This window comes from Methanosaeta sp. UBA458, assembly GCF_002496085.1.
Classification (GTDB): domain Archaea; phylum Halobacteriota; class Methanosarcinia; order Methanotrichales; family Methanotrichaceae; genus Methanothrix; species Methanothrix soehngenii.
The window spans coordinates 1-21,807 of record NZ_DAIK01000133.1 but is presented as its reverse complement, the minus strand read 5'-3'; the positions used below and the strand labels follow the sequence as shown (position 1 = coordinate 21,807).

General features: G+C 52.7%; 26 protein-coding genes. 8 read left to right on the top strand and 18 right to left on the bottom strand.

Annotation, left to right across the window (positions count from 1 at the left end):
• From BP822_RS09700 to BP822_RS09685, 4 genes are all read right to left on the bottom strand, one after another.
• A partial coding sequence (locus tag BP822_RS09700; RefSeq protein WP_349681850.1) for an NAD(P)-dependent oxidoreductase occupies positions 1-293 on the bottom strand: 293 nt, incomplete at its 3' end.
• 24 nt (positions 294-317) lie between these two features.
• Complete coding sequence (gene ilvN, locus BP822_RS09695; protein ID WP_013718332.1) at positions 318-809, bottom strand: acetolactate synthase small subunit; 492 nt, start codon at positions 807-809, stop codon at positions 318-320.
• Positions 810-2,609 carry an acetolactate synthase large subunit gene (locus BP822_RS09690; RefSeq protein WP_013718331.1) on the bottom strand — a complete coding sequence of 600 codons (1,800 nt, stop codon included), beginning with the start codon at positions 2,607-2,609 and terminating at the stop codon, positions 810-812.
• Positions 2,594-4,117 carry a (R)-citramalate synthase gene (locus BP822_RS09685; protein WP_048131675.1) on the bottom strand — a complete coding sequence of 508 codons (1,524 nt, stop codon included), beginning with the start codon at positions 4,115-4,117 and terminating at the stop codon, positions 2,594-2,596. Before BP822_RS09685 ends, BP822_RS09690 begins: the two co-directional genes overlap by 16 nt.
• Positions 4,118-4,302: 185 nt before the next feature.
• Here BP822_RS09685 and BP822_RS09680 point away from each other — a divergent pair, with 185 nt between their 5' ends.
• The 3 genes from BP822_RS09680 (at position 4,303) to BP822_RS09670 (ending at position 6,841) form a co-directional block, all read left to right on the top strand.
• Complete coding sequence (locus BP822_RS09680) at positions 4,303-5,490, top strand: hypothetical protein (protein WP_286878206.1); 1,188 nt, start codon at positions 4,303-4,305, stop codon at positions 5,488-5,490.
• 74 nt (positions 5,491-5,564) lie between these two features.
• Positions 5,565-6,107 carry a hypothetical protein gene (locus tag BP822_RS09675; protein ID WP_276837898.1) on the top strand — a complete coding sequence of 181 codons (543 nt, stop codon included), beginning with the start codon at positions 5,565-5,567 and terminating at the stop codon, positions 6,105-6,107.
• Positions 6,108-6,184: 77 nt separating this feature from the next.
• Entirely contained in the window at positions 6,185-6,841 is a 657-nt protein-coding gene (locus BP822_RS09670; RefSeq protein WP_286878205.1) for a hypothetical protein, read from the top strand.
• Positions 6,842-6,889: 48 nt separating this feature from the next.
• On the opposite strand, the gene rlmH is transcribed toward BP822_RS09670, so the two are convergent.
• The 10 genes from rlmH to atwA all read right to left on the bottom strand — a co-directional run bounded on the left by rlmH (position 6,890) and on the right by atwA (position 15,278).
• Complete coding sequence (gene rlmH / locus BP822_RS09665) at positions 6,890-7,369, bottom strand: 23S rRNA (pseudouridine(1915)-N(3))-methyltransferase RlmH (protein ID WP_276988198.1); 480 nt, start codon at positions 7,367-7,369, stop codon at positions 6,890-6,892.
• A 296-nt stretch (positions 7,370-7,665) separates the two neighbouring features.
• Complete coding sequence (locus BP822_RS09660) at positions 7,666-7,986, bottom strand: winged helix-turn-helix domain-containing protein (RefSeq protein WP_286878204.1); 321 nt, start codon at positions 7,984-7,986, stop codon at positions 7,666-7,668.
• Positions 7,987-8,069: 83 nt separating this feature from the next.
• A complete protein-coding gene (locus BP822_RS09655; protein ID WP_276988207.1) occupies positions 8,070-8,522 on the bottom strand; it encodes a carboxymuconolactone decarboxylase family protein in 453 nt (150 codons plus the stop codon).
• A gap of 50 nt (positions 8,523-8,572) precedes the next feature.
• Positions 8,573-9,496 (bottom strand): methanogenesis marker 7 protein, encoded by a 924-nt coding sequence (locus tag BP822_RS09650; protein ID WP_286878203.1) that lies wholly within the window; start codon positions 9,494-9,496, stop codon positions 8,573-8,575.
• Positions 9,489-10,061, bottom strand: a complete 573-nt coding sequence (locus BP822_RS09645) for a methanogenesis marker 17 protein (RefSeq protein WP_273278941.1) — start codon at positions 10,059-10,061, stop codon at positions 9,489-9,491. Before BP822_RS09645 ends, BP822_RS09650 begins: the two co-directional genes overlap by 8 nt.
• 1 nt (position 10,062) lies before the next feature.
• On the bottom strand, positions 10,063-11,289 hold the full coding sequence (locus BP822_RS09640; RefSeq protein WP_276837596.1) for a methanogenesis marker 15 protein: 1,227 nt from the start codon (positions 11,287-11,289) through the stop codon (positions 10,063-10,065).
• Complete coding sequence (locus tag BP822_RS09635) at positions 11,286-11,723, bottom strand: methanogenesis marker 5 protein (protein ID WP_276837597.1); 438 nt, start codon at positions 11,721-11,723, stop codon at positions 11,286-11,288. The genes BP822_RS09640 and BP822_RS09635 overlap by 4 nt, the downstream gene beginning before the upstream one ends.
• 15 nt (positions 11,724-11,738) lie before the next feature.
• Positions 11,739-12,152, bottom strand: coding sequence for a methanogenesis marker 6 protein (locus BP822_RS09630; RefSeq protein ID WP_273278937.1), 414 nt, complete (start codon positions 12,150-12,152; stop codon positions 11,739-11,741).
• Positions 12,152-13,675, bottom strand: coding sequence for a methyl-coenzyme M reductase-associated protein Mmp3 (gene mmp3 / locus BP822_RS09625; RefSeq protein WP_276837599.1), 1,524 nt, complete (start codon positions 13,673-13,675; stop codon positions 12,152-12,154). The genes BP822_RS09630 and mmp3 overlap by 1 nt, the downstream gene beginning before the upstream one ends.
• 1 nt (position 13,676) lies before the next feature.
• Positions 13,677-15,278: a methyl coenzyme M reductase system, component A2 gene (atwA, locus tag BP822_RS09620; protein WP_349681851.1), complete on the bottom strand. Its 1,602-nt coding sequence runs from the start codon at positions 15,276-15,278 to the stop codon at positions 13,677-13,679.
• A 404-nt stretch (positions 15,279-15,682) separates the two neighbouring features.
• Between atwA and BP822_RS09615 the strand changes: the two genes are divergently transcribed.
• Positions 15,683-16,192 (top strand): nitroreductase family protein, encoded by a 510-nt coding sequence (locus BP822_RS09615; RefSeq protein WP_013718314.1) that lies wholly within the window; start codon positions 15,683-15,685, stop codon positions 16,190-16,192.
• Between the two features lie 45 nt (positions 16,193-16,237).
• Positions 16,238-16,804, top strand: a complete 567-nt coding sequence (locus BP822_RS09610) for a flavin reductase family protein (protein WP_013718313.1) — start codon at positions 16,238-16,240, stop codon at positions 16,802-16,804.
• A 48-nt stretch (positions 16,805-16,852) separates the two neighbouring features.
• Here the strand turns inward: BP822_RS09610 and BP822_RS09605 are convergent, their stop codons facing one another.
• From BP822_RS09605 to BP822_RS09595, 3 genes are all read right to left on the bottom strand, one after another.
• Positions 16,853-17,197 (bottom strand): DUF3303 domain-containing protein, encoded by a 345-nt coding sequence (locus BP822_RS09605; RefSeq protein WP_276619226.1) that lies wholly within the window; start codon positions 17,195-17,197, stop codon positions 16,853-16,855.
• 334 nt (positions 17,198-17,531) lie between these two features.
• The gene (locus tag BP822_RS09600) at positions 17,532-18,104 is read right to left on the bottom strand and encodes a hypothetical protein (RefSeq protein ID WP_162144985.1); all 573 of its coding nucleotides are present in this window, start codon (positions 18,102-18,104) and stop codon (positions 17,532-17,534) included.
• Between the two features lie 60 nt (positions 18,105-18,164).
• Positions 18,165-18,620, bottom strand: a complete 456-nt coding sequence (locus tag BP822_RS09595; protein ID WP_157863621.1) for a hypothetical protein — start codon at positions 18,618-18,620, stop codon at positions 18,165-18,167.
• Positions 18,621-18,826: 206 nt separating this feature from the next.
• Here BP822_RS09595 and BP822_RS09590 point away from each other — a divergent pair, with 206 nt between their 5' ends.
• Positions 18,827-20,134, top strand: a complete 1,308-nt coding sequence (locus tag BP822_RS09590) for a sodium:solute symporter family protein (RefSeq protein ID WP_232844316.1) — start codon at positions 18,827-18,829, stop codon at positions 20,132-20,134.
• A gap of 110 nt (positions 20,135-20,244) precedes the next feature.
• Here BP822_RS09590 and BP822_RS09585 read toward each other — a convergent pair whose 3' ends face one another.
• On the bottom strand, positions 20,245-20,487 hold the full coding sequence (locus BP822_RS09585) for an RNA chaperone Hfq (protein ID WP_013718308.1): 243 nt from the start codon (positions 20,485-20,487) through the stop codon (positions 20,245-20,247).
• Between the two features lie 259 nt (positions 20,488-20,746).
• Between BP822_RS09585 and BP822_RS09580 the strand changes: the two genes are divergently transcribed.
• Both BP822_RS09580 and BP822_RS09575 read left to right on the top strand, forming a co-directional pair.
• On the top strand, positions 20,747-21,133 hold the full coding sequence (locus BP822_RS09580; protein WP_157863620.1) for a hypothetical protein: 387 nt from the start codon (positions 20,747-20,749) through the stop codon (positions 21,131-21,133).
• A 75-nt stretch (positions 21,134-21,208) separates the two neighbouring features.
• A complete protein-coding gene (locus BP822_RS09575) occupies positions 21,209-21,586 on the top strand; it encodes a hypothetical protein (protein ID WP_273271626.1) in 378 nt (125 codons plus the stop codon).
• Positions 21,587-21,807 lie beyond the last annotated feature (221 nt).

Sequence of the window (21,807 nt, the reverse complement as noted above, 5' to 3'; positions counted from 1 at the left end):
AGGTTTGGAGCGATCTCGTCCCGGTAGATCTTGCCCTGATACTCATCCGGCAGGAGGATCTGAATGTAGTCAGCCGCTCGTGCCGCATCGGCAACGCTCATGGCCTTCACTCCGTCCGCCTCCGCCCTCTTCCAGGCCCGGGATCCGGGAATATCGGCCGCTATCACGTTCAGGCCGGAGTCCTTCAGGTTCTCTCCCTGGGCGTGCCCCTGATTTCCCCATCCCACTATGGCGATGGTCTTGTCCGACAATGCCTTCAAGTCTGCATCCTGATCATGGTATATCTTCACCAATTTTTATTCCTCCTAAATTAAAAATTAAACCTTGATGACCCTCGTGCCTCTAACCATCGAGACCTTTCCGGTGCGGGCCAGCTCCTTTATGCCGAACTGGCGCAGAAGCTGAATTATGGCCTCGACCTTCTCCTCGTCTCCCGTGACCTCGATGATCATCGACCTCTGGGAGACATCGATGATCTTGGCCCGGAAGATGTTCACGATCTGCATGACCTCGCTTCTGCTCTCCCGGTCCACGCTCACCTTGATGATGGCCAGCTCCCTTTCCAGGGATTCGACCGGGTCCAGCTCGCTCACCCGGATGACATTGATCAGCTTGGACAGCTGCTTTATCACCTGCTCCAGGACATCCCTGTCCCCCTGAACGGAGATGGTCATGCGGGAATAATCCGGATTGTCGGTAGCCCCTACAGAGAGGCTATCGATATTAAAAGACCGGCGGCTGAAGAGGCCGGCGATGCGGGTGAGCACCCCGGACTTGTTCTCCACAATGACGGCGATGATATGCTTCATCTAGTAGCCCTCCTCGCCCAGAACTCCTTTCCTCTCCTCGGCATAAATCCTCTCCAGGTGACCGCACTGAGCCTCGTCGCACCACTCCAGCTCCAGTATCTCGCTCAAAGTAGCTCCCGCCGGGACCATAGGCGAGACCTTCTCTGCCGGATTGACGATGAAATCCATCACGCAGGGCCGATCTGTTGCCAGAGCGCTGCGAATCACATCCTCGACCTCAGAGGGCTTTGTGGCCCTCAACCCCACCGCTCCATAGGCCTCGGCAAGCTTAACGAAATCCGGACTGGTCCGGCCAAGAATAGTGGCCGAGTACCTCTTCTCAAAGAACAGCTCCTGCCACTGCCGCACCATTCCCAGACAGCCGTTGTTCAGCACCGCCACTTTGACCGGGATGTCGTTGACCACTGCCGTTGCCAGCTCCTGGCTGTTCATCAGGAAGCTGCCGTCCCCGGCGACATCGATGACCGTGCACTCAGGCCGGCCCATCTTGGCGCCGATGGCCGCCGGGAATCCGTACCCCATCGTCCCCAGGCCGCCGGAGGATATGAACCTCTGCGGATCCTTATGCACAAAGAATTGCGCTGCCCACATCTGGTTCTGTCCGACCTCTGTGGTGATGATGGCATCGGGGGCCAGCTCGCAGAGCTTCTCGATCACATACTGAGGCTTGATCAGGTTCATGTCCGGAATATAGCGCATGGGATGATCCTTCTTCCAGCCATCGATCTTTTCCAGCCAGGGGCCTTTAGGTTTGGGCGAGACCTCTTTAAGCAGCCCCTGCAGGGCATTGCGCGCATCCCCCACCACCGGTATGTCCACTCGCACGTTCTTTCCCACCTCTGCCGGATCGACATCGATATGAACGATCCTGGCATGGGGAGCGAAGCTGGAGATCTTGCCCGTGACCCGATCATCAAACCTGGCTCCTATGGCCATTAGCAGATCCGACTCCTGGATGGCATAGTTGGCATATTTAGTACCGTGCATTCCCAGCATTCCCAAAGAGAGCGGATGGTCCTCGGGGAAGCAGCCCACGCCCATGAGGGTGGTGGTCACCGGAGCATTGACCTTTCTCGCCAGCTCAAAGAGCTCCTTATGAGCAGAGGCGTACCTCACACCGCCACCGGCATAGATGACCGGCCTTTCAGCCTCCATTAAAGCCTTCGCCGCCTTCTTGATCTGCATCTCATGAGCCTTGAAGGAGGGATGATATCCCGGCAGGTCCACATCCGGCCAGGTGAAGACCAGCTCATCCACAGTCACATCCCTGGGGAGATCGATCAGAACTGGACCAGGCCGACCGGTGCGGGCGATGTAGAAGGCCTCCCTGAATACCCCAGGAATCTCCTTTGCGCTGCGGATCAGATAATTATGCTTGGTAATGGGCAGAGTGATGCCGGTAATATCCGCCTCCTGGAAGGCGTCCTTTCCTATCAGCCAGGTGTTCACCTGACCGGTAATGGCCACCATGGGCACCGAGTCCATGTAGGCGTTCGCGATGCCGGTAACCAGGTTCGTGGCTCCCGGCCCGGAGGTGGCGATGCATACTCCCACCTTGCCCGTAGCCCTGGCATAGCCGTCTGCCATATGGGCTGCACCCTGCTCATGGCGCACCAGAATATGGCGGATGTCTGATTTGTATATGGCATCGTAAAGAGGTAAGAGTACCCCACCAGGAAGCCCGAATACTACATCCACTCCTTCTCTTTTCAGGCTTTCCAGCACCGCCTGGGCGCCGGTCATCTTATGGGGCGTATCTCGATTTTTATCTGTGCCCGTTCGGGCTATGCCTTTCGACATCTAGCTATCTCCTCCTCTTCCAGCCGCATCAGACGGTTGATGCCATTAATCACCGCTTCCACTGATGCCATGATAATATCTGCGCCAGCTCCTCGAGCTGTAATCTTCCGATCTGCCATTGCCATTGTCACCCACACTTCTACTAGGGCATTGGTCCCGCCAGTTACAGCATCCACATGATACTCATCGAGGCGAACATCAGCCACGCCTGATATAGCCCTTCTTATGGCATTGATGGCCGCATCCACAGGGCCTACGCCCACTCCCGCTTCCAGCCTCTCATTTCCGGCGAGAAGGATCTTAACCGACGCTGTGGGGGTTACGGTATTGCCGGCAACCACCGTCAGCTCTTCCAGCTTCACCTTCGGCTCCATCTGGATGGAGAGCACGGTATCCGCTATGCTCTGCAAATCCACGTCCGAGACGCGTTTGCCCTTGTCGCCCAGCTCCTTTACCCTTGTCACTATCTGGTTCAATTGCTGGGATGTGACAGACAGGCCAAACTCGCGCATAGCCAGCTCAACTGAGGCCCGACCGGCATGCTTGCCCAACACTATCCGCCTCTTTCTACCCACATTCTCCGGCTGCATGGGCTCATAGGTCTTGGTGTCAGCCAGAAGACCGTGCACATGGATTCCTGCCTCATGGGTAAAGGCGTTCTCGCCCACTATAGCCTTATTTGGGGCCACCAGAAGGCCGGTCATCTGCGAGACCGTCCTTGAGAGCTGGTAGATGTCCTTGCATCTGATCCCAGTATCGATCTGATATAGGGACTCCAGGGCCATCACCACCTCTTCCAGGCTCGCGTTTCCCGCCCGTTCTCCTATTCCATTTACGGTCACATGGGCCTGAGAGGCTCCGGCGCGAAGGGCAGCAACTGTATTGGCGGTGGCCATGCCAAAGTCGTTATGGCAGTGTATGCTGATGGGCGCCTCCAGCCGGGAGAGGCGGGAGAATATGTCCGCTGCCACCTCCGGAACCAACACGCCCACAGTATCGCAAAAGGCCAGCCTGTCCGCGCCCGCTTCGATTCCGGCTGTGTAAAGGCCTGCCAGAAAATCCTGGTCCGCGCGACTGGCATCCTCGCCGCTCAGCTCCACGATCAAGCCGTGATCCTTGGCATACTCCGTCACATCCACGGCCATGCGCACCACCGACTCCCGGTCGGCCTTCAGCTTGATCTGGATGTGAAGGTCAGACACCGGAACGACCAGATGGACTGAGTCCACATCACAGGCAAGAGCGGTATCGATGTCCGCGGTTAAAGCCCTAACATAGCTGCATATCTCGGCTTTGAAGCCCGAATCTGCAATCTTCTTTATTGCCAGGCGTTCTCCTTCAGAGGTCATTGCCGACCCGGCTTCAATGACATCCACCCCCAGAGAATCAAGCCCTTGAGCGATGGCAAGCTTCTCGTCCATGCCCAAGGATACGCCTGGAGTCTGTTCACCGTCACGTAAGGTAGTATCTAGAAATCGTATTCTACCCGATAAATCGATCCCACACATTCATGCTCAATCACCCAACGGCGCACAAGCCGTCTCCGGCCATAAGAACTTTAATGATTGATAAAGCTATCGAGGGACCAAGATGCCCAATATCAGAAGAATCGCCTTCGTCGAATGACGTCTGAGGGGAAACTTTAAAACGTTGAAACCCGAAGCATGCTGAGAATGGCGGAGGATAGGAAAAAATGTTGTTCAAGATACTGTTTATCTCTGTAGCTATGCTCTTGTGCATAACAGCGCAGATTTTTTCCCTGACGAATACTGCGTCTGCAGATGGATGCGGAGTAAATCCCCTGGGAGACACATCAGGAGATACTGACTTTTATGTGAGCAAGAACCAGAATTTGCCGACCTCGGGAGGAGTGTCTCCCTCCTCAACTATATCCAGTGAGGCAGGAGCAGCTATGCCCTTAGGCTCCTCAGTTGAGCAGACAAAAGGGAATTTGACCTTACAGAGCTTGGACCCCGATAAGATCAGCCCGCAGGTGGCAGGATCGGTAATCGTCTGGACGGCAAACACGACAAATCCGAATGATGAAGATTTGGTCTATGATTTCTTCCTGAAGGGACCTGCAACCAACGGCGAAATTTTTGAGAAGACCGGATGGATTGCCGAGAATAGCTGGACCTGGAATACCTCAGAAGAGGATATAGGAGAAAATCAGGTCCAGGTATGGGTCAAGCGCCTGGGTGCAGGGGAGGCTGAGAACATAAAAACACAGAATTATACCATTTACGCCCCCACCTCTGAGGAGCAGGTGGCAGATGCCGCGGCCAGCACGGAAAAATCAACATCATCCGGATTGAATCCACATCCCGGGGGGAAGACCGCGGATAATGAAGTAGGAGAAGCCTCTACCAGCAAGTCGAGCGCAGCCTCAAGCGATTTGAATCCCTATCCAGGGGGCAAGACCGCTAATATCGATATAAGCAAGCCAAAGCTCGCCCCGGATGAGAGTGGGAGCGCTGATGGCGCAGGCAGCCTGTCGGATGGGGCCATCATGAGCATGCAAGATACTTCCGCGGCAGCATCAGATGCCATGGATGTTGGCGGAAAATGGACTGTTGACCTAATTGGCTCGGGATGCACTCTGGACGCTAATCTCATTCAGACTGGAGAAAGCATCGTGGGAATGGGAAGCTTGATCGAGAGGAATACCAAGATCCCTCAGACCTTTAAGGGTACAGTCACCTCAAGCTCTATGAGACTTCAGTCAAACGCGGTGATTGACGAATTTGGAAATGATATCGACAAGAGCGTGAGCCTGTATCTGGAGAAGGCGGACAGGACCATTTCAGGCAGCTATGAGATATATTCTGGCGACGAACTGATGGCAACGGGGAATGCCACTGCCAGCAGATTCTCCAGCTGAGGGGCTGATCCTGCACCGTTCTCAACTGCTGAAGAACCAATAGATAAGCATCAGGAACTAAGGAGCACGAGATATTGAAGATTCATTCAGTTCTATGCCTGGCCCTGGTCATTGCCCTCCTGGCCAGCCCGGCCTGGGCGGGCTGCGGCAGATGGGTGATCAGGGATGATACTGATTATCTCTCTGACCCGGACTTCGATCAGGCGGTAGCATCCTCTACGGGCGCTGCTGCTACCCTCAATCCTGAAATAAAGGAGAATGCTGCTGCAAAGGAGGAAAACATTGCAGACCTGGGAGGAGAATGGAGGGTATTGCTCGAAATGAAGATAGACGGGCAGGATAAGCAAAATGCTCTGGATTTGATCCTCATCCAGACAAGAGATCGGCTGCAGGGCTATGGCACCATTCTCGAAGGGGGAGCAGATCTGCCGGCAACGGCTACCGGCTCCATATCCGATGATTCCGTCAGCCTGATTGTGTCACTGGTCGAGCAAAAGAAGGAGTATCAGCTGGACCTGGCCGTCATTGAAGGCGGTTTGAAAGGCATCTATGAGCTATATGAGAGCGAAAAGCTGGCAGGGAGAGGAAATGCCACCGCCAGCAGACTCTCCAGCTGAGAGGCTGATTTTGACCTAATCACTCTTCCGCTTAAGAATCATCAAGGCAAAATCAAGACCAAAAGGAGTACGAGATATTGAAGATCCATCCAATAATATGTCTGGTGCTGATCGCAGCTCTCTTGACCATCCCGGCCTGGGCAAGCTGCGGAACATGGATAATCAGGGGCAACACCGAGTATCATTACGACGCAGAGTATGAAAATGCTGTGAAGTCCTCTACTGGCCATGCAGCAGCGCTGAAATCCGGTAGCACATCCAAAGAAGAGGCTAATGATCAAGCCGATGTGAACGCAAGCCAAATGGATGCGGCATCAAATGAAACAGCCAAAGCACCAAAAGAAGATCCCCTGCCAACTGAGACGGTCACAAATGAGCCAGAAATAAAAGAGCCGGTTGTAGATCTGAAGGGAGATTGGAAGGTAATTCTCAATACAGTGATCGATGGGCAGAATACACAGGAAGCACTGGATCTGATCCTGATTCAGACCAACGACAGGCTGCAGGGCTATGGCAATGTTCTCAAGAAAGGCACAGATATCCCGGTGACTGCCACCGGTCACATCGCTTCCAATGATTCTATCAGTCTGAACGTGAAGCAGGTGGAGCAGGACAGGGATTACAGGCTGGATCTGGCCATCATCGAGGAGAGAATGGAGGGCAGCTACAAAATCTATCAAGACGGGAGCCTGGCAGGAAGCGGAAATATCACTGCCAGCAAATCAGGCATCTAAAAGCAGGACGACAAAATTGCATCATCGGAAAATCGTATCGTCGCATGATCACTTGTGGTAAGGCTCATGATGCATTATTCTGAAGCTGCGATATATCTGCTCCAGGAGGATAACCCGCATCAGCTGATGAGGAAAGGTCATCGGAGAGAAGGATAAAAGCAGATCCGCCCGGTCTAATACCGCTGGCGCCAGACCCAGGGGGCCGCCTATGATGAAGGCCACCTCCGATCTTCCTTCCAGAATCAAATCCTCCAGCCTTTCCGCCAGCTGCTGCGAGTTAAGGGCATCTCCTGTCCTGTCCAGGACTATCACCGGACCCGAATGGCGCTTGAGCTTTTCAAGAATCGCGGCTCCTTCCGCCTCCATAGCCCTGATCTCTGCTGCAGGAGATGCAGCCTCCTTCGAGCTGATGGCCACCTCCACCATATCCAGACGGGCGTAAGGACGGAGGCGGCGGATGTAGTCTGCGGCAGCATCCTGCCAGTAGCTCTCCCGCAAGCGCCCGACTGCTATTATTCTGAGGATCATCAGCTTGGCCTTCTTCTTGATTGCATTTGCATAGAATTATCGAAGCTGGATAGCCGGTGCGGCCGGTTCTGCGCTCGACGGATCAGCTGCGGACCAGCCCTGCGGGCAACGGCCCCGAAAAGATGAACATCGAGCATTCCCGGCAAGGAGACAATTATGTCGGCAGCTGCAATGCCTGTATTCAGATCCATCTGACCAATTACCATTCCTTCATGCATGTCTTCTCGCCCTAGAATCGTTCTATGTAGATAGCTCCGACTTTAGCGTTTCTAGAAAATCAGTATCCCTAAATAAGATCAGCGCCTGGCTTCAACATTTTCCAGGTAGAGGATGCCGGTGGGAGTGATATCCAGAATCTCTCCACACCTTTTGATCACCAGAGCCGCCTCTAGCATGCGGAGGTGATAGTCTGCCTTCTCCGGGCTGAGGTTAAACCTTTGGCATATCTGCTCTGAGCTTTTCGGTCCGCTGGCGATGAACTTGAGAATATCCCTCCTCAGCCGGAGCTGCAGGACAATCAAAGCATTGCGATGTTCTTCTGCTGTCCACCACCAGGCTGGCTCTGGCGCGTCACCGGAAGATCGGCCATCAGGACTATTGGAGCCGCCATCGGTCATGATATCACATCGATTGAGATCATATTGAGAAGAGATAAAAAGTCAATGGGAGTATCCCGGATGAAGCTCAAGGAAGGAGAGGGTCAATCCTCCCCCCTTCCATTGATCTCGCAGGTCTCGCTTGCTATCTCACAGGACCGGCAGATCTCTCGCTCCTCATCCAGATTACGCGCCGCGGTCGCAAGCACGCTGGCGTTCACCAGGTTCCCGGCGAGGAATATGGCCGCAGCAACCTGATCATCCGGCACCCCCAGGCTTCCGGCCAGCCGGATGTGCAGCCTCAGGCAGTGGCTGCACCGCAATGCTGCAGACACGGCCACCGAGATCAGCTCCACCGTCTTTGCATCCAGGTTAGAGCTCCTCAAGATGGCATTGTTGTGCAACACCTTGGTGATGAGCAGCTCTGAGTCATCCTCCATGAACTGAAAGATATAGGGCACCTCGCCATAGGTTCTCTCCACGGCCTTCAAAATGTCCTTGGCTGCTTTGTCCTTTCCCTTGACCAAAATGGCATCAAGCTCATCTTCAAAGCTCATGATATCAGACTCCTGTAGCCTCTTCGCCCTGGCTCCGCAATAGCCTGGAATTAGAAGACGAATCCAGTCTCCGAACTGGGCAGTATCCTCACCAGTATATAATCCTTCATCCTCGAGGGCCTGATGGTGGCCACCTCGCCAAGCTTCACACCCTCATCAAATGTCACTGCGGCCACCTTATCCCGATAGCCCGCATAAGGAAGCTTTACCCGCACCCCGGTTAGATTGAGGGCAATTGGCAGAGGGGAATAGGAGAACTCGACCTCAGGAACCTGCTCTCGCACCGCATCCATCACCCTGGGCGGTGAGGTGGTCAGAGGATCCTTGGCGATTGCTTCCCGGGTTTTATCCAGCGCCCTTCCCACCATATCGACGATATTGTCCAGGGATCCAATCTCCGTGGCCTTGCGGGTCCTGTGGGCCATCCGGCCGATGGACGGCACATAGCCAAAGGCATAGGGCAGCTCTTCTGGATCTATCTTCGGCCCACCGGTAATTATGACAGGCACGCTGATATTCCGGTAGAGGTCCTCTTTCTTCTTGATGCAGTCTTCGAAGTTGCCGAAGATGAAGACTGCGGCATCATGCTCGTTTATCAGAGCGGTCTCATACTCATTTATCTGGGCGATCTCCCTGCCCACACCCCGGGCCAGTCCCAGCATGTTGCTCTTGGAACCGTGCCTGCGCAGATACTCGGCAATATCGCAGGCCACATGAGGCAGATGATGAATGGCCAGGGTGGGTGTGACCACCGCCACCTCTGTTCCCGCCAGCGGTGCCCTTACCAGCTCCCCTCTGAGATCTCGGCTCAGGATCTCCAGAGCATTCATATCCTCTGAAGGAACCAGCAATAAAAGTATGATCTCCGTCTGAGTAACATTCTTCTGCAGGATGTAGCCGCCCAGGTCTTCCACCAGCTCCAATACCAGGTCGTGCTTGTACAACCCTCCGGTGAACATCACAGGCTCAAGCATTCTCCATCTCCCGGATCTTCTCTTCGATCTCTGATATCAGCTCCGGCTTGATCGACTCCTCAGCAGCGACGAAGAAGAAGCTGTCTTTGGTCATGATGTTTCGCCGGTTGCGAAATCCTTCTGGCACTACTCTGACCAGGGCATCGGTCAGATCCTGCAGAAACTCCGCCTCCATATCCGTAACCATCAGATCGGCAGGCGAGGAATCTGAGGCTATGATCACAATGTCCCTTGCCGGTTGTTCCACCCTCTCCCGCCCGTATCGCTTCCACAAAGCCTTAAGGAGGTCTGCCATATGCTCTTCATCATTGATCTTGATCTGGTGGCCGCCTCCGACCTTCATCACATCTCCCACATCCTTGACCGTAAGGGGCGGTATGCCGGAACGGAGGAGGCCGTAGACTGCGAAGACTGGAACTGAAATGTCGACATAGACATAAAGCCTGCCAATGGACCTGATTAGACCCAGGTCCTGCAGGATGTCCATTATTATCTCTCGGTACTTCTTGGCTCCGTACTCCTCCCCGCCGGTCACCTCTATCTTGAAGACCTCCATTGGGTCCATCTCAGCCCTCCAGCAGCCCCGATACCAGGAGAGCTGCGCCTACAGCCCCGATATATTGGGCATAGGGGGGAACGGTCACCTTGACCTGCAATAGCTCCTCCATCGCTTTGGGCAGGCCTTCGATGAGCGAGGTTCCGCCTACCATGATCACCGGCTCTTTAACCTCTACCTCCTGCAGCTGCTGCTCATATACCTGCTCAGCAACGGAGTGGCAGGCAGCCATAGCCACATCCTCGGGCTTATTTCCCATGGAAAGGCTGTTGACCAGGCTCTGAGTGCCGAAGACTATGCAGTAGCTGTTCATGGCCACTTTCCTGTAGTCTCCCTTCAGGGCCAGTTTGCCCAATTCGGTGATGTCGACTCCCAGGCGGCGGGCGGCGAGCTCCAGGAACCGGCCGGATGCACCGGCGCATATTCCGCCCATGGTAAAGCCCCCAGGAATTCCGTCCTGGACCGATATGGCCTTGTTGTCCATGCCGCCGATATCGATAACTGTTGCCGGCCCCTTCTGAGCATCTGCCAGGAAGACTGCTCCCTTGGAGTTAACGGTGATCTCCTCCTGGATGAGCTTGGCATTGATATGCTTGCCCACCAGAAATCGACCGTACCCAGTAACGCCCACTGCTTGGATATCCTCTTTATTGACCCCTGCGGCCTTGAGAGCCTCCTGAAAAGCATCCTCTGCGCTCTTCAAGACCTCTGTGGTGGGAACCCAGCCAGTGCCTATCACCTTATTGTCTCTCATCACCACTGACTTGGTGGTGGTGGATCCAGAGTCGATTCCCGCGGTGAGGCCCTTCTGCTTCTCCCGGGCCAGGAGGCCTCTGTACTTGACCGTGGTAACCAGAGCTTCCATACGGGTAAGCAGCGTCTCTGCTGTGGTCCTCTCGGTGAATGAGTAGCTCAAGACGGGAATCTTGGAGTTTTCGTGGATGTACTTTCGGATCTCCGAGCGTATGATGGCCGCCTCAGCGCATCGGAAGCAGGTCATGACCACCACAGCATCGGCGAGGTCTGGGTTCTCCACAATTCTCACTGCTCGAGCTATGGCCAGGTTGAGATCTCCAGAAGCCACTCGTACCCCGAACTTCTCTTCCACATTGAGCATGTCATCTAAAGAGACCTCCGGGTAGACTATCTTGGCCCCTACGGTCTCTGCCGCCCTTTCGATCTCTTTTTGAATGCCGCTGTACTCTGCGCCACAGGAGAGCTGTGCAATGCGAATCACTTTAAATCCCCCAAGAAATTCTTGATCTTCTGCACGAAATCCCTGGCCTCGGCATCATTGGTGGGGTAAGAAAGGTCCAAAATGGGAATTCCTTTGGTCCTGATCAGCAGCCTGACCAGCTCATTGGTCCTGTTGCATCCCGCGCATCCTGTGAGCCACCCCGGGTCTTGGACGATGATCGCAGCCTCGGCTTCCTCGATTATCGGGCCAATAAGGGCCATTCTGCCCCGGATTCCTGAGGGGACATCGACTGCAGCATAGCGAAGCCCTTTCTTGGGCTCCTCAGAAGTGACATTCAAAGGCGGTGAGGCGAGATTATTATCGGTTGCGAGCTTTCTCACCGCTTCGGGAACTACAAGCGCCTTGTGGCCCATCCTGTCCACAAGGTCCGAGAGGATCATACTGGTGGGAGGATAAACGATTACTTTTGCCATTGATTTACCTCAGAATTAATCTTCTTTTGCGATCTCTTCCAGCCTCTCAAGAGGAATGGGACGCGCCTTCTTTTCCGGAACAGGCTCACACTCCTCCTCCGAGGCTAAAGCCCTGGAGATCATAGGCAGCAGCTTTGACTCAGACTCGATCATGTAGAAGCCTGGCCTGGCTCCTCCGCCTCTGCGACCGCGGCAGCGCCTTGGGTCGCCCGGTGGAAATCCCCGATCTTTGACGAATATGCCGGCTGGATCCAGACTGCGAATCTCCTTAAGAAGCTTCTCTATAACCTCCTCTTCCCCGTTGATAATAACGCCGAAACAGGTCTCCTTGACCAGGACATCGTAGCCTGAACCATAGATCTTCATGGCGATATCCGAGGGGAGAATATTGGACTCAGAGGACATTATTAGATACTTAGTGACCAACATTACCGTTCCTCCCGAATGTAGATCGTCTCTCCTTCCTTCACATCTCTGAGCTTATCCGGCTCTAAAACCCGACCGATGATGTTCGTAGCTTCGAACTTCTCGCCCGAGGGCCCATATCGTTTGTCCTCTTCCAGACGGATGCCCACCAGACCGATCTTCTTTGAGACCTGGTTAGAGATGCCTATCGAGCCGGCAGGCACGGGCCCAGTTGGCTTGTTCTCAGGAAGTAGCTCCTTGTAGCTCACCGCCTCGACCTCCGGCTTGAAGAGCAGGGTGTTCTCATAGGTGAAGTAGACAGGCAGTGGCCCAACAGGCTTTTCTTTGAGGCCGGTGACATGGCGGAAATAGTCCAGGCTCTTGGGGGCCAGGTCATGGTAGAGCTGCACGGAGATGAGGCGATTGGAGGGAATGGATGAGATTCGCACCTTTTTGGCTTTCAGGATCTCCATGGTGGCACCTGGCTCCTGCTTGACCACCACCGCATCCTCGCCCTCGTAGCCCTCAACCTCGGCCTCAATTCCTCGTTGCTCCATCTCCTGCCTGGCATCCACCAGGAACTTGCCCAGTAGCATTATGCGCTCGGGGGTTACATCAAATGTTATCATCTGGCCGGGCTTTGCCAGTTTGACCATGTCCATGCCTTTGATTACCCTCGCCACTACAGAATGGCTGGGATTCGAGGTGCGATCATGCTTGTAGATGAAGATCCTGCCCAGACCCCGTCCGGTCGTTCTGACCGTGACCACGCCCTCCAGACGGGGCTCACGATGCTCATATGCAACGTGCTCCGTCAGAAGGTGGTCGGATGAGATATAAGAGCTGGATACGGAATCAACCCTGAAAGTGCCGTCTCTGGTCAAAGCGAGGAAGAACTCCGCACCAAGTGGCGCGTCCTCGATGAGCTCTGCTTGGACCCGAGTATAGATCTCCATGCCCTCCTCCACGGGCAGAGTTAGATCCAGGGTGGACATCTTCTCAGTCAGGTCCTGCCATTCCACAATTGGCTCTATAGACTCAATTCTGTCCCCGATCTCCAGCCGGTCAAGGGTGTTCTTGCCTCCTACGACATGAGCAAACACCCCTCCATCCTTGGGCGTGCCGTAAACAGCTGAATGCCTCCTTTGCATGAATATCAGCTGAGTGTTATCTGCATCAAAGCCAGCCGCGCCTAAGACCACCTCCCAGCGATTGTACTCATGCGCATCCCTGGCAAAAGATATTCTGGATGAGAACGGCCCAAAGGCTATGCCATCTGCTGAAGCCCATCTCACCTGAGAGCCTGAGATCTTTTCCACGACCTCATGCCAGATCTTCTGCAGCTCATTTTCTAAAAGCTCAATTCTGATTTTGCCTTTGGTGGTATTGAGCCAATAAGAGTTGGTCTGACGCGATTTCTCGCCCCGGCCTTTGACCACCCCCACGATAGCGTCTTTGGCAGGATGGTTGCCTGCTTTTTGCAGGGCATCCGCCAGACAAGCTCCAGCTGCCAGCTCAATCTCTTTGCCGTCGACGAAGACTCTCAAATTAACTCCCCAGCATCTCCTTCTCTTCCTCTTCTGTGATCTTGTTTAAGACCTCGTCCGGCAGGCCGGTGAATATAGCCCTTCCATTGCGCATGAGCATGGCCCGATCACAGACGTTCTTCACGAAATCCATGTCATGGCTCACGATAATGAACGTCTCGCCCAGCTCCTCGCGGGCATTGAGGATGGAATTCGTGACTTCGATCTTGGTGATGGCATCCATCGTTCCCGTGGGCTCATCCAGGACCACTATCCTCGGCTCTTTTATCAAGACCTGCGCCATGGCAACCCTGTGCCTCTCGCCCTCGGAGAGCTCATGGGGCATCTTCTCCAGCACTGCTTCTGCCTGCTCTTCTGAAAACCCAACCGTCTCCAGGGTATGTATAGCTTTTCTCTCAGCCAGCTCGAAGGGAAGAGAGAGGCCTATGGCTTCCGTCAGGTTCTCGATAACGCTGCGAGAGGGATAGAGGGTATATTCCTGATGGAGAATGCCGATGTATTTGGTGGCTCGCCCTCGGCCGTTTGAACCGAGGACGGTCATATCCACCCATTCGTCTCCCACCCGCACAGAGATGCTGCCGCCAGTGGGAGTGAGAATGCCGCTGATCATCTTGGAGAGAGTGGTCTTGCCTCCCCCAGAGATGCCCACCAGACCGAAGATCTCGCCCTCATTGACCTCCAGGCTGACATCATCCACTGCCTTTACCACGCCCCGGTCTATGCTGATGTATCTCTTCGAAAGGCCGTTGGCCTTGATCATCGGCTCGCCCAGCTCGACCTCTTCCCGCTTGGCTAAAGTTCCAGCCATGGCCAGGAACTGAGCGGCTACATCCTTTGGCTTGCCTTCTGCCTTGATCTCTCCCTGATCAAGCAAAATAGCCCTTTGGGTCAGCTCGACCATGACATCTTCCCAGTGGCTGGTGATGATCAGGGTCATCTTGAAGTCGTTGACCGCTCGCTTTATGGAATCGTGAACCACTCTGGCTGTGGCTGGGTCGAGAGTTCCCGTTGGCTCGTCTGCCAGCAGGATCATGGGAGATTTGGCCAGCTGACGGGCCAGGACAACGCGCTGCTTCTCTCCCCCAGACAGCTCTCGGGCGACATGCATCAGCCTATGAGATAGATTGACCTCGTCCAGCAGGTCTGCAGCTACATGGACGCTCATAGTGTCTCCTGTCTCCTCCACCGCGCGCATCACGTTCACGATCACCCGCTCGTCTCCATAAAGTGCAAAGGTCCTCTGCAACATTATGGCAATCCTCTTCACAACGTCGCGCCTGAGAGGATCATTTATGTCCAGAGATACGAAATCGGCATCAAATGGCTCCAGAGTGCTCCCACACTTGCAGCTTCTTCCCACATGGCTGGGCGGCTCTACATGATGGCATTTGCTGCATCTGGCGACGTGGTAGATCACACTGCCAGATATATCCTGGAATGATTCTACGCCACGCAAGACATGCATCAAGACGCTTTTGCCTGAACCGCTCCTTCCCAAAATGCCGACCGACTCTCCCTCCTCAATGACCAGATTCACATTGCGAAGAGCTACAACTTCGCCGAATCGAACTGTCAGATCCTTAATCTCGATAAAAGGTGCCAAATTTATCATGCCTCATAAATTCATTATAATTTAAGGGTTCATCCGCGTATTCACCCGCGACCAAACCATGATACAACACCCATACTGTCCGAGACATAACGCCAGTGCCGTTCATGATATAATCCGCCTTCTTGGAGGATACAATGCTACTTAAGTTTATCCGAAGCTTTGAATACGTCTCGCCGATAACGATCGTTATGGCAATTCGCCCAGTGGATTCAGTTGATGCATAGGCGAGAATTCCGGAATTAGCCAGATGAAGAATTAGCCATATCGTATTGGCTAACCAGATCCCCTCGCCCAGAAGCGCTATTCATCTCGCTTGAATAAGATACTGCTGGATCGCAATCGCCAAACAAATTTATAAAGAACTAAGACACTGTTATCTCATTGGAGGTGTATCTATGGAAGCCCTGGAAGCAATAAAAACTCGCAGAAGCATCAGAAAATTCAAGCCTCAAGATATCCCCAGAGAGATCTATAGAGAGCTGCTTGAGGCGGCCATGCTTGCCCCCTCTGCCGGAAACGAGCAGCCATGGCAATTTGTGGCGATAGACGACCGCAGGATTCTGGATCAGATTCCCCTGATCTGCCCCACTGCGGCAATGTGCAGGCAATCCCCTCTGGCTATTCTGGTTTGCGGGGACAGCAGATATGAGAGATATCCAGATTTCTGGGTGCAGGACTGCTCTGCTGCTGTGGAGAACATTCTGCTGGCTGCGCATGCCCTGGGCCTGGGAGCGGTATGGGCTGGAGTCTATCCTATGAAGGACAGGATAGAGGGATTCAGGAGACTATTTGCCCTTCCGGATGAGATCACACCATTTGCCCTGATCGCTCTGGGCTACCCGAACGAAAAACCGGCCCCCTCCAAAAGATACAAGGAGGAGAGGGTGCATTATAACCAATGGTAGAGAGATCATCGGATATGATCGGGAAATGATGAACGAGGAGTTCGTATGAAGATATCTCTGGGAAAGAAGACCTTGCTGTATCCTGCGCCGGTTTGCGTGGTTGGGACCTATGACCATGCTGGAAAGCCGAATGTGATGACCGCTGCCTGGGCAGGCATCTGCTGCTCCAGCCCGCCATGCATTGCCGTCTCTCTTCGCAAGGCAACTTACACCTATGGAAATATCCTGGAGCGAAAAGCTTTCACTGTGAGCCTGCCCTCTGAGGAATACATTCATCAGGCGGACTATTTCGGCATGGCCTCCGGGAGGGACGAGGACAAATTCGCCAGGACAAGGCTCACCCCAGTAAAGGGGGAGTTGGTTGACGCTCCTTTTGTAAAAGAGTTCCCCCTCGCCCTGGAATGCAGCCTGCACTCCTCTGTCCAGATCGGTCTGCACACGGAATTCATAGGAGAGATTCTGGATGTCAAAGCGGAAGAGAGCTGCGTGGGTCCCGATGGCCTTCCGGATATCGAGAAGATAAGGCCGCTTCTGTTCTCGCCTGAGGGGCGCAAATATCACGGGGTGGGAAAATTCCTGGGCAGTGCCTTCCAGATGGGAAGAATGATTTAGGATGATCTTTCATCACCCATCTATGCCATTCGATCTCATTTATATAAATTACTTTGGCTTCGATTCAATCATAGCTTTATCGATTGCTCCTATAACTTGATCCACACTAAGAACCGGCTTTGCATCGAATGAGATATATGGATACCATTTCAGTATTTGATCGAATAGCTCAGATTCATTTGTTTCCACAATGCAGTATCCGCCAGATGCATCACAATACGATCCCCAGTCAATCATCTTACCAGATTTCAAATTTGCCCTTGCCACTTCGAGCAATGATAACTGTAACTTAGCCATCATAGCAGGATCCGCTGGCATCAATGACTCGTTCTTTTGCCATTTAATGAGATACTTTGTCATTCTCTTCACCTCGCAAAATGTGTTTCTTGTCATATACGTAATGATTATTTATTAATTTTTCGACCATTCAGAGCTGCAGTATCCTTGGGATACCTGCTATTAGCGGGGAGAAGATGGATCGAAGCAGATTGAGGAGATGCGCCGGGATAAGTCAAGATAAAATAGAATTTCTGAAATTCATGTGTTCTGCGCCGCTTCAGTTTGATTACATCTATTCTAAGCTTGAGGCAGATCAGAGGGACCGATGCAATAAAGAAGATAGTATCTTAAAATTCCAGAAGGCAGAAGCGTGCGGCCCTAAGCACATTCCGCTTTTAGAACGGGTCGGACGCATGCAGTTCGAACTTAATTATTTTCTCCTCTTTTTTTATCTTTCCGCCTCAAGCGCTTTCTTTCTCCCCTTATAGGTTGTGTAGGTGATAATGGCGGCAATCAACAGCGAGACCAAGATCAAGGTCATAGAGACCATTATCATACGAAGCAAACCCTCCAGGACCTCATTTCCCACTGCCAGGATAACCTTCGGCCCGGGCTCAGATGGGTAGGACGCATTTATCACATGGATTCCTGCATCTTCCGCTCGGAAAGCCATGAAGGACTGGCCAGAGCGCCCACCGATGGAATAGGTTGAGCCGGTTGGTGCGGGATAGGTCTGGAGCCTTCGGCCAGAAGACTTTTCCATCACCACAATCTGAAGGCCTGGTATTTGCTCAACGGTCATATAGAAGCTGCCATTGAAGTAGCTCTTATTCTCGTAGAAGATGGTATACTCCCCAGGCTCCTTGAGATCAAGCTCCAGCTCACCGGGTGCGGCCATCTGGCTCAGGCCGCCGAAAGAGCTTGATATTCCGGTGGTTAGATACCAGGTAAATGCGGCGAATCCTGCAATCACAATCAACAGGGCAAGACCATATCGCCAAACGCTGGGTATTGTGTCCATGCCTGTCATGAGGGAATGCCTTGCATCATAAAAAGCTATGCGAGAGCCCGGAACGGACCCTCAGATAGATAAGAATCTGAAATCAATAAAGAGACCCATCAATTTGCCATCCTCGAAGCATCCATAGACAGGATAGTTGCCGGGACCGGGACTCAGCTTGAGGCTGTTATCCTTGTCGGAAGCGATTATCAGCCCGCTGTCAGTCTTTAAGAATCCCATCAGCTGGCAACTTGAAAGTGGGAACTGGATTGAAGTCATCTGCTTTTGACCCATCTGGGTCCCATCGGACTTGAAGATGTCGGATGTGAATGGGTCCCCGCCCACCCATGGACCGCCAATACCCTTTTCGAAGAGTTTCTCCATCGCTTTTTCAGCAGGCCGATATTCAACGCCGTCCAATGAATAAGCAATCGCGGTCAGCGATAATGCCGCCATCAGCATGATCAGCACAGCCATTCCGAATTTTTTCATTGTTTTCACCATCCACGATAATTTTTGAATGACAACTACGCGCAAGATATTTAAATTTCTTCCGGCAGAACTCCCCCGGAGAGATCCAGAAAGATGACCAGCCTTATAACTGCAGTCCCACATTGTCCAGGAATGCAATACAAGAGACGTAATCAGCCATATGCTTTCCAGGAGGATTTACGAATCACGCGGTCATAGCGATAGCAGTTTATATGCTGGCCATTTTTATCATAGGAACTTGGCGCCATCGATTGAAAGGGCTGGCGGACTTCCATCTTGCTGGCAAAAACCAGGGGACTATAGCCCTCACAGGCACCTTTTGTGCAACGATAATGGGAGCCTCCACAACCATAGGAATGGCTGGCCTGGGATACAGCCGGGGGCTTCCCGGTTCCTGGTGGCTGCTCTCGGGCACAATAGGAATGCTGTTGCTGTCTGTTCTTCTGGCTGAAAAGATAAGAGCCACCGGATGTAGCACTCTGCCCCAGCTTGTCGGCTCCTTCTGGGGGGAGAGAGCAAGGGCTGCTGCATCTATTCTCATCGCCATTTCCTGGATAGGCGTGATCGCCGTTCAGATCATAGCTTCTGGAAATATCCTTTTAGCGGTCTTTGGTGGGGATATATCCCATTACATGGTTGCCTGCACTATGGTATTCGTTCTCTATACTGCATATGGAGGAAAAGTTTCCGTCATAAGAACTGACATGTTTCAGATCTTGATAATAATTTTTGGAATGATAGCCCTTTTCTGGCAAGCCTTGAAGGCCGCGGGACCCTTGCCCCTCATCCAGCTGAGCTTTCCCACATCTGCTGAAATGAATTGCTGGGAAGTGATCTCCATGATTTTGGTCGTAGGTTCAGCTTACCTTATTGGCCCGGATATGTATTCGCATATATTCTCCTCCCGCAGCTCAAAAGGGGCGAAGGCGTCTGCATTCATTTCCGCGGTCCTCCTGATACCCCTGGCATTTCTGATCACCTCACTGGGAATATTCTCCAGATATCTCTATCCGACAATCACCCCAGAGCAGGCGATTCCATCCCTGATGGCAGGGCTCCTCTCGCCAGCGATTGTGGGCTTGGTGGCCGCAGCTCTCCTGGCCGCCTTTATGTCCTCAGCCGATACCTGCCTCATGACTGCCACATCTATCCTCACCTTCGATATTTATGGAGAGGTGTACAGGAGGGTGAGGAGCAACGCAGATCCAAACGCCATTCAGGACCATATGATGAAGGTCTCCAGGATAGCAGTAGTGGCAATAGGAGCATCTGCTCTAATTCTTGCAGTCTCCAATCCCGATATCATCAAAACCCTGCTCATCGCCTACACAGTATTCACCAGCGGCCTTCTCATGCCTGTGCTCGCCGGATTCTATAAAGATAGACTCGGGCTTACATGTAATGGAGCTCTCTCGGCCATTGCAGGAGGAGGGTTCATTGCCATCATTCTGGGCCAGAGCTATCCACTGCTAGGCATGACGGCCTCTGCGGTGATTCTCTTTGCAGCAAGCTGGCTGGAGAGGTGGCTGGCAAGAAGACAAATAAAGAGAATCTGTTAAAAATAGGAGAGGATGATTCTATTTGCAGCCCTTCAGTGAGCAAAACTTGCTGCGTTGCCGGCAAAGATGTCGATCACCAAGATGCACTGAGATGTCTACTGCTATCGTCATCATACGGCAGGCCTATACCCTCTGGGCTCGTCCACGACCTCGATGGTGGCAATAGCATGCTTGAATACCAGTAGCTCTCCCTTTGCAGTCTGGAGCAGGATCTCATATGAGTTGAATGACTCAATAGTCCCAGTAACCGGCTGACCTCCGGAGGTCAGACGGATCAATACCCTTTTGCCCTTTAATTTGGGTATGAATTGAGGCGAGGATTGCTTTGCAGTGGATTTTTCTTCATCAGACATCTTTCATCCCTTGATCCGAAACATTCTTTGCGATTAATCGATCCATTCCCTGTGTAATGCCGCAATTTTTCACAAGTCTCATCGCTGGCAATGAGACTGCGATATAAGGCTTTGTTTGCAGCCCCCTTTTGCTGACTCATATGAGTTTCTACTCACAACGTTATCAATCTTGCGGCATTAGCATGATTTCCCAGATCTATATTGCAAACGGGCAGCAAAGCGTATTTAAGCCGGCGATGAATCAGACCTTTTGGGATATATGAAGTGCACGATTCTAATTCTAGCCATATTGATGGCCCTTGTCCTCTTTGCGGAGAGCAGATCACCAATCAATATCAGTGGCACTAATGGCGATATGCTATTGGCAGAGCTATCCGATAACCTTGCCAACAATTCATCCCTTTCCGCCTCAGATGAGAATAAGACCATCAACCTTTCGCAAAGCGCGCAGTCCGTGGATATCTCAGGCCATGAGGGGCAAATGCTCCTTAAAGACATTGTGAACACCACCAATGTCACCAATGAAACCGGAGCCTATGCTAACCTCTCCATGTGGGGATCTGCTCCCAAAAAAATCCCGCAAGCACCCGATTCCAGTAATGCCAGGACCATCGAGATATTGAGGATGAACCACATGGGGTATTAAGAGGGAGCAACAGCAATTTATTGAAATCATGAAAAGAATTGAAGGGATGTGCATATGGAGACGATGCTGTCAATAATGATCTGCATTAGCCTTATGATCATCTTCCCACAATCAGCTCAGTCTTTTCTGGATGTGGGAGGAGAATATGGGGCCTCATGGCTGAAAGAGCACGGCGAAGAGCCAAAAATCGAGGAGACTCGCAATAATCTCTGGAACTGGGGGAGCGCGCCAAAGGGCTTTGAGATTTATAATGGCACAGTCTACCCACCAGGATATGCACCATCATGGTACCATCCATATTATGCCGCCAATAGCACGCCCATCATCATAAATAGCAATGCAGGTAACGGCCAGCAGACAGCAGACAATACAGGCCTTGACCCATGGCTGACCGCCCAGCTCTCAGGCCGTCCTGTGACCCTGATCTCCGAGCCCAAAGGAGTGCTATTTTAATTTTTTAGTTGGCTCCTTGCTATTTGGTATGGGTGGACTTGAATCAGAAATTCTCTGTTCCTCTGTGGTGAACCGCGATGCACTGACCCAACCGAGACACAGAGGAACAGAGGCCATATTCTCTGCCTGAACTCACCCCCATAATTCAGCGAAGAGCCTTTTAGTTTCTTTCGTGAAGTGACTGCCCCCCGCCCTAAATAGCAGGGCTTCCACGGCTTCCT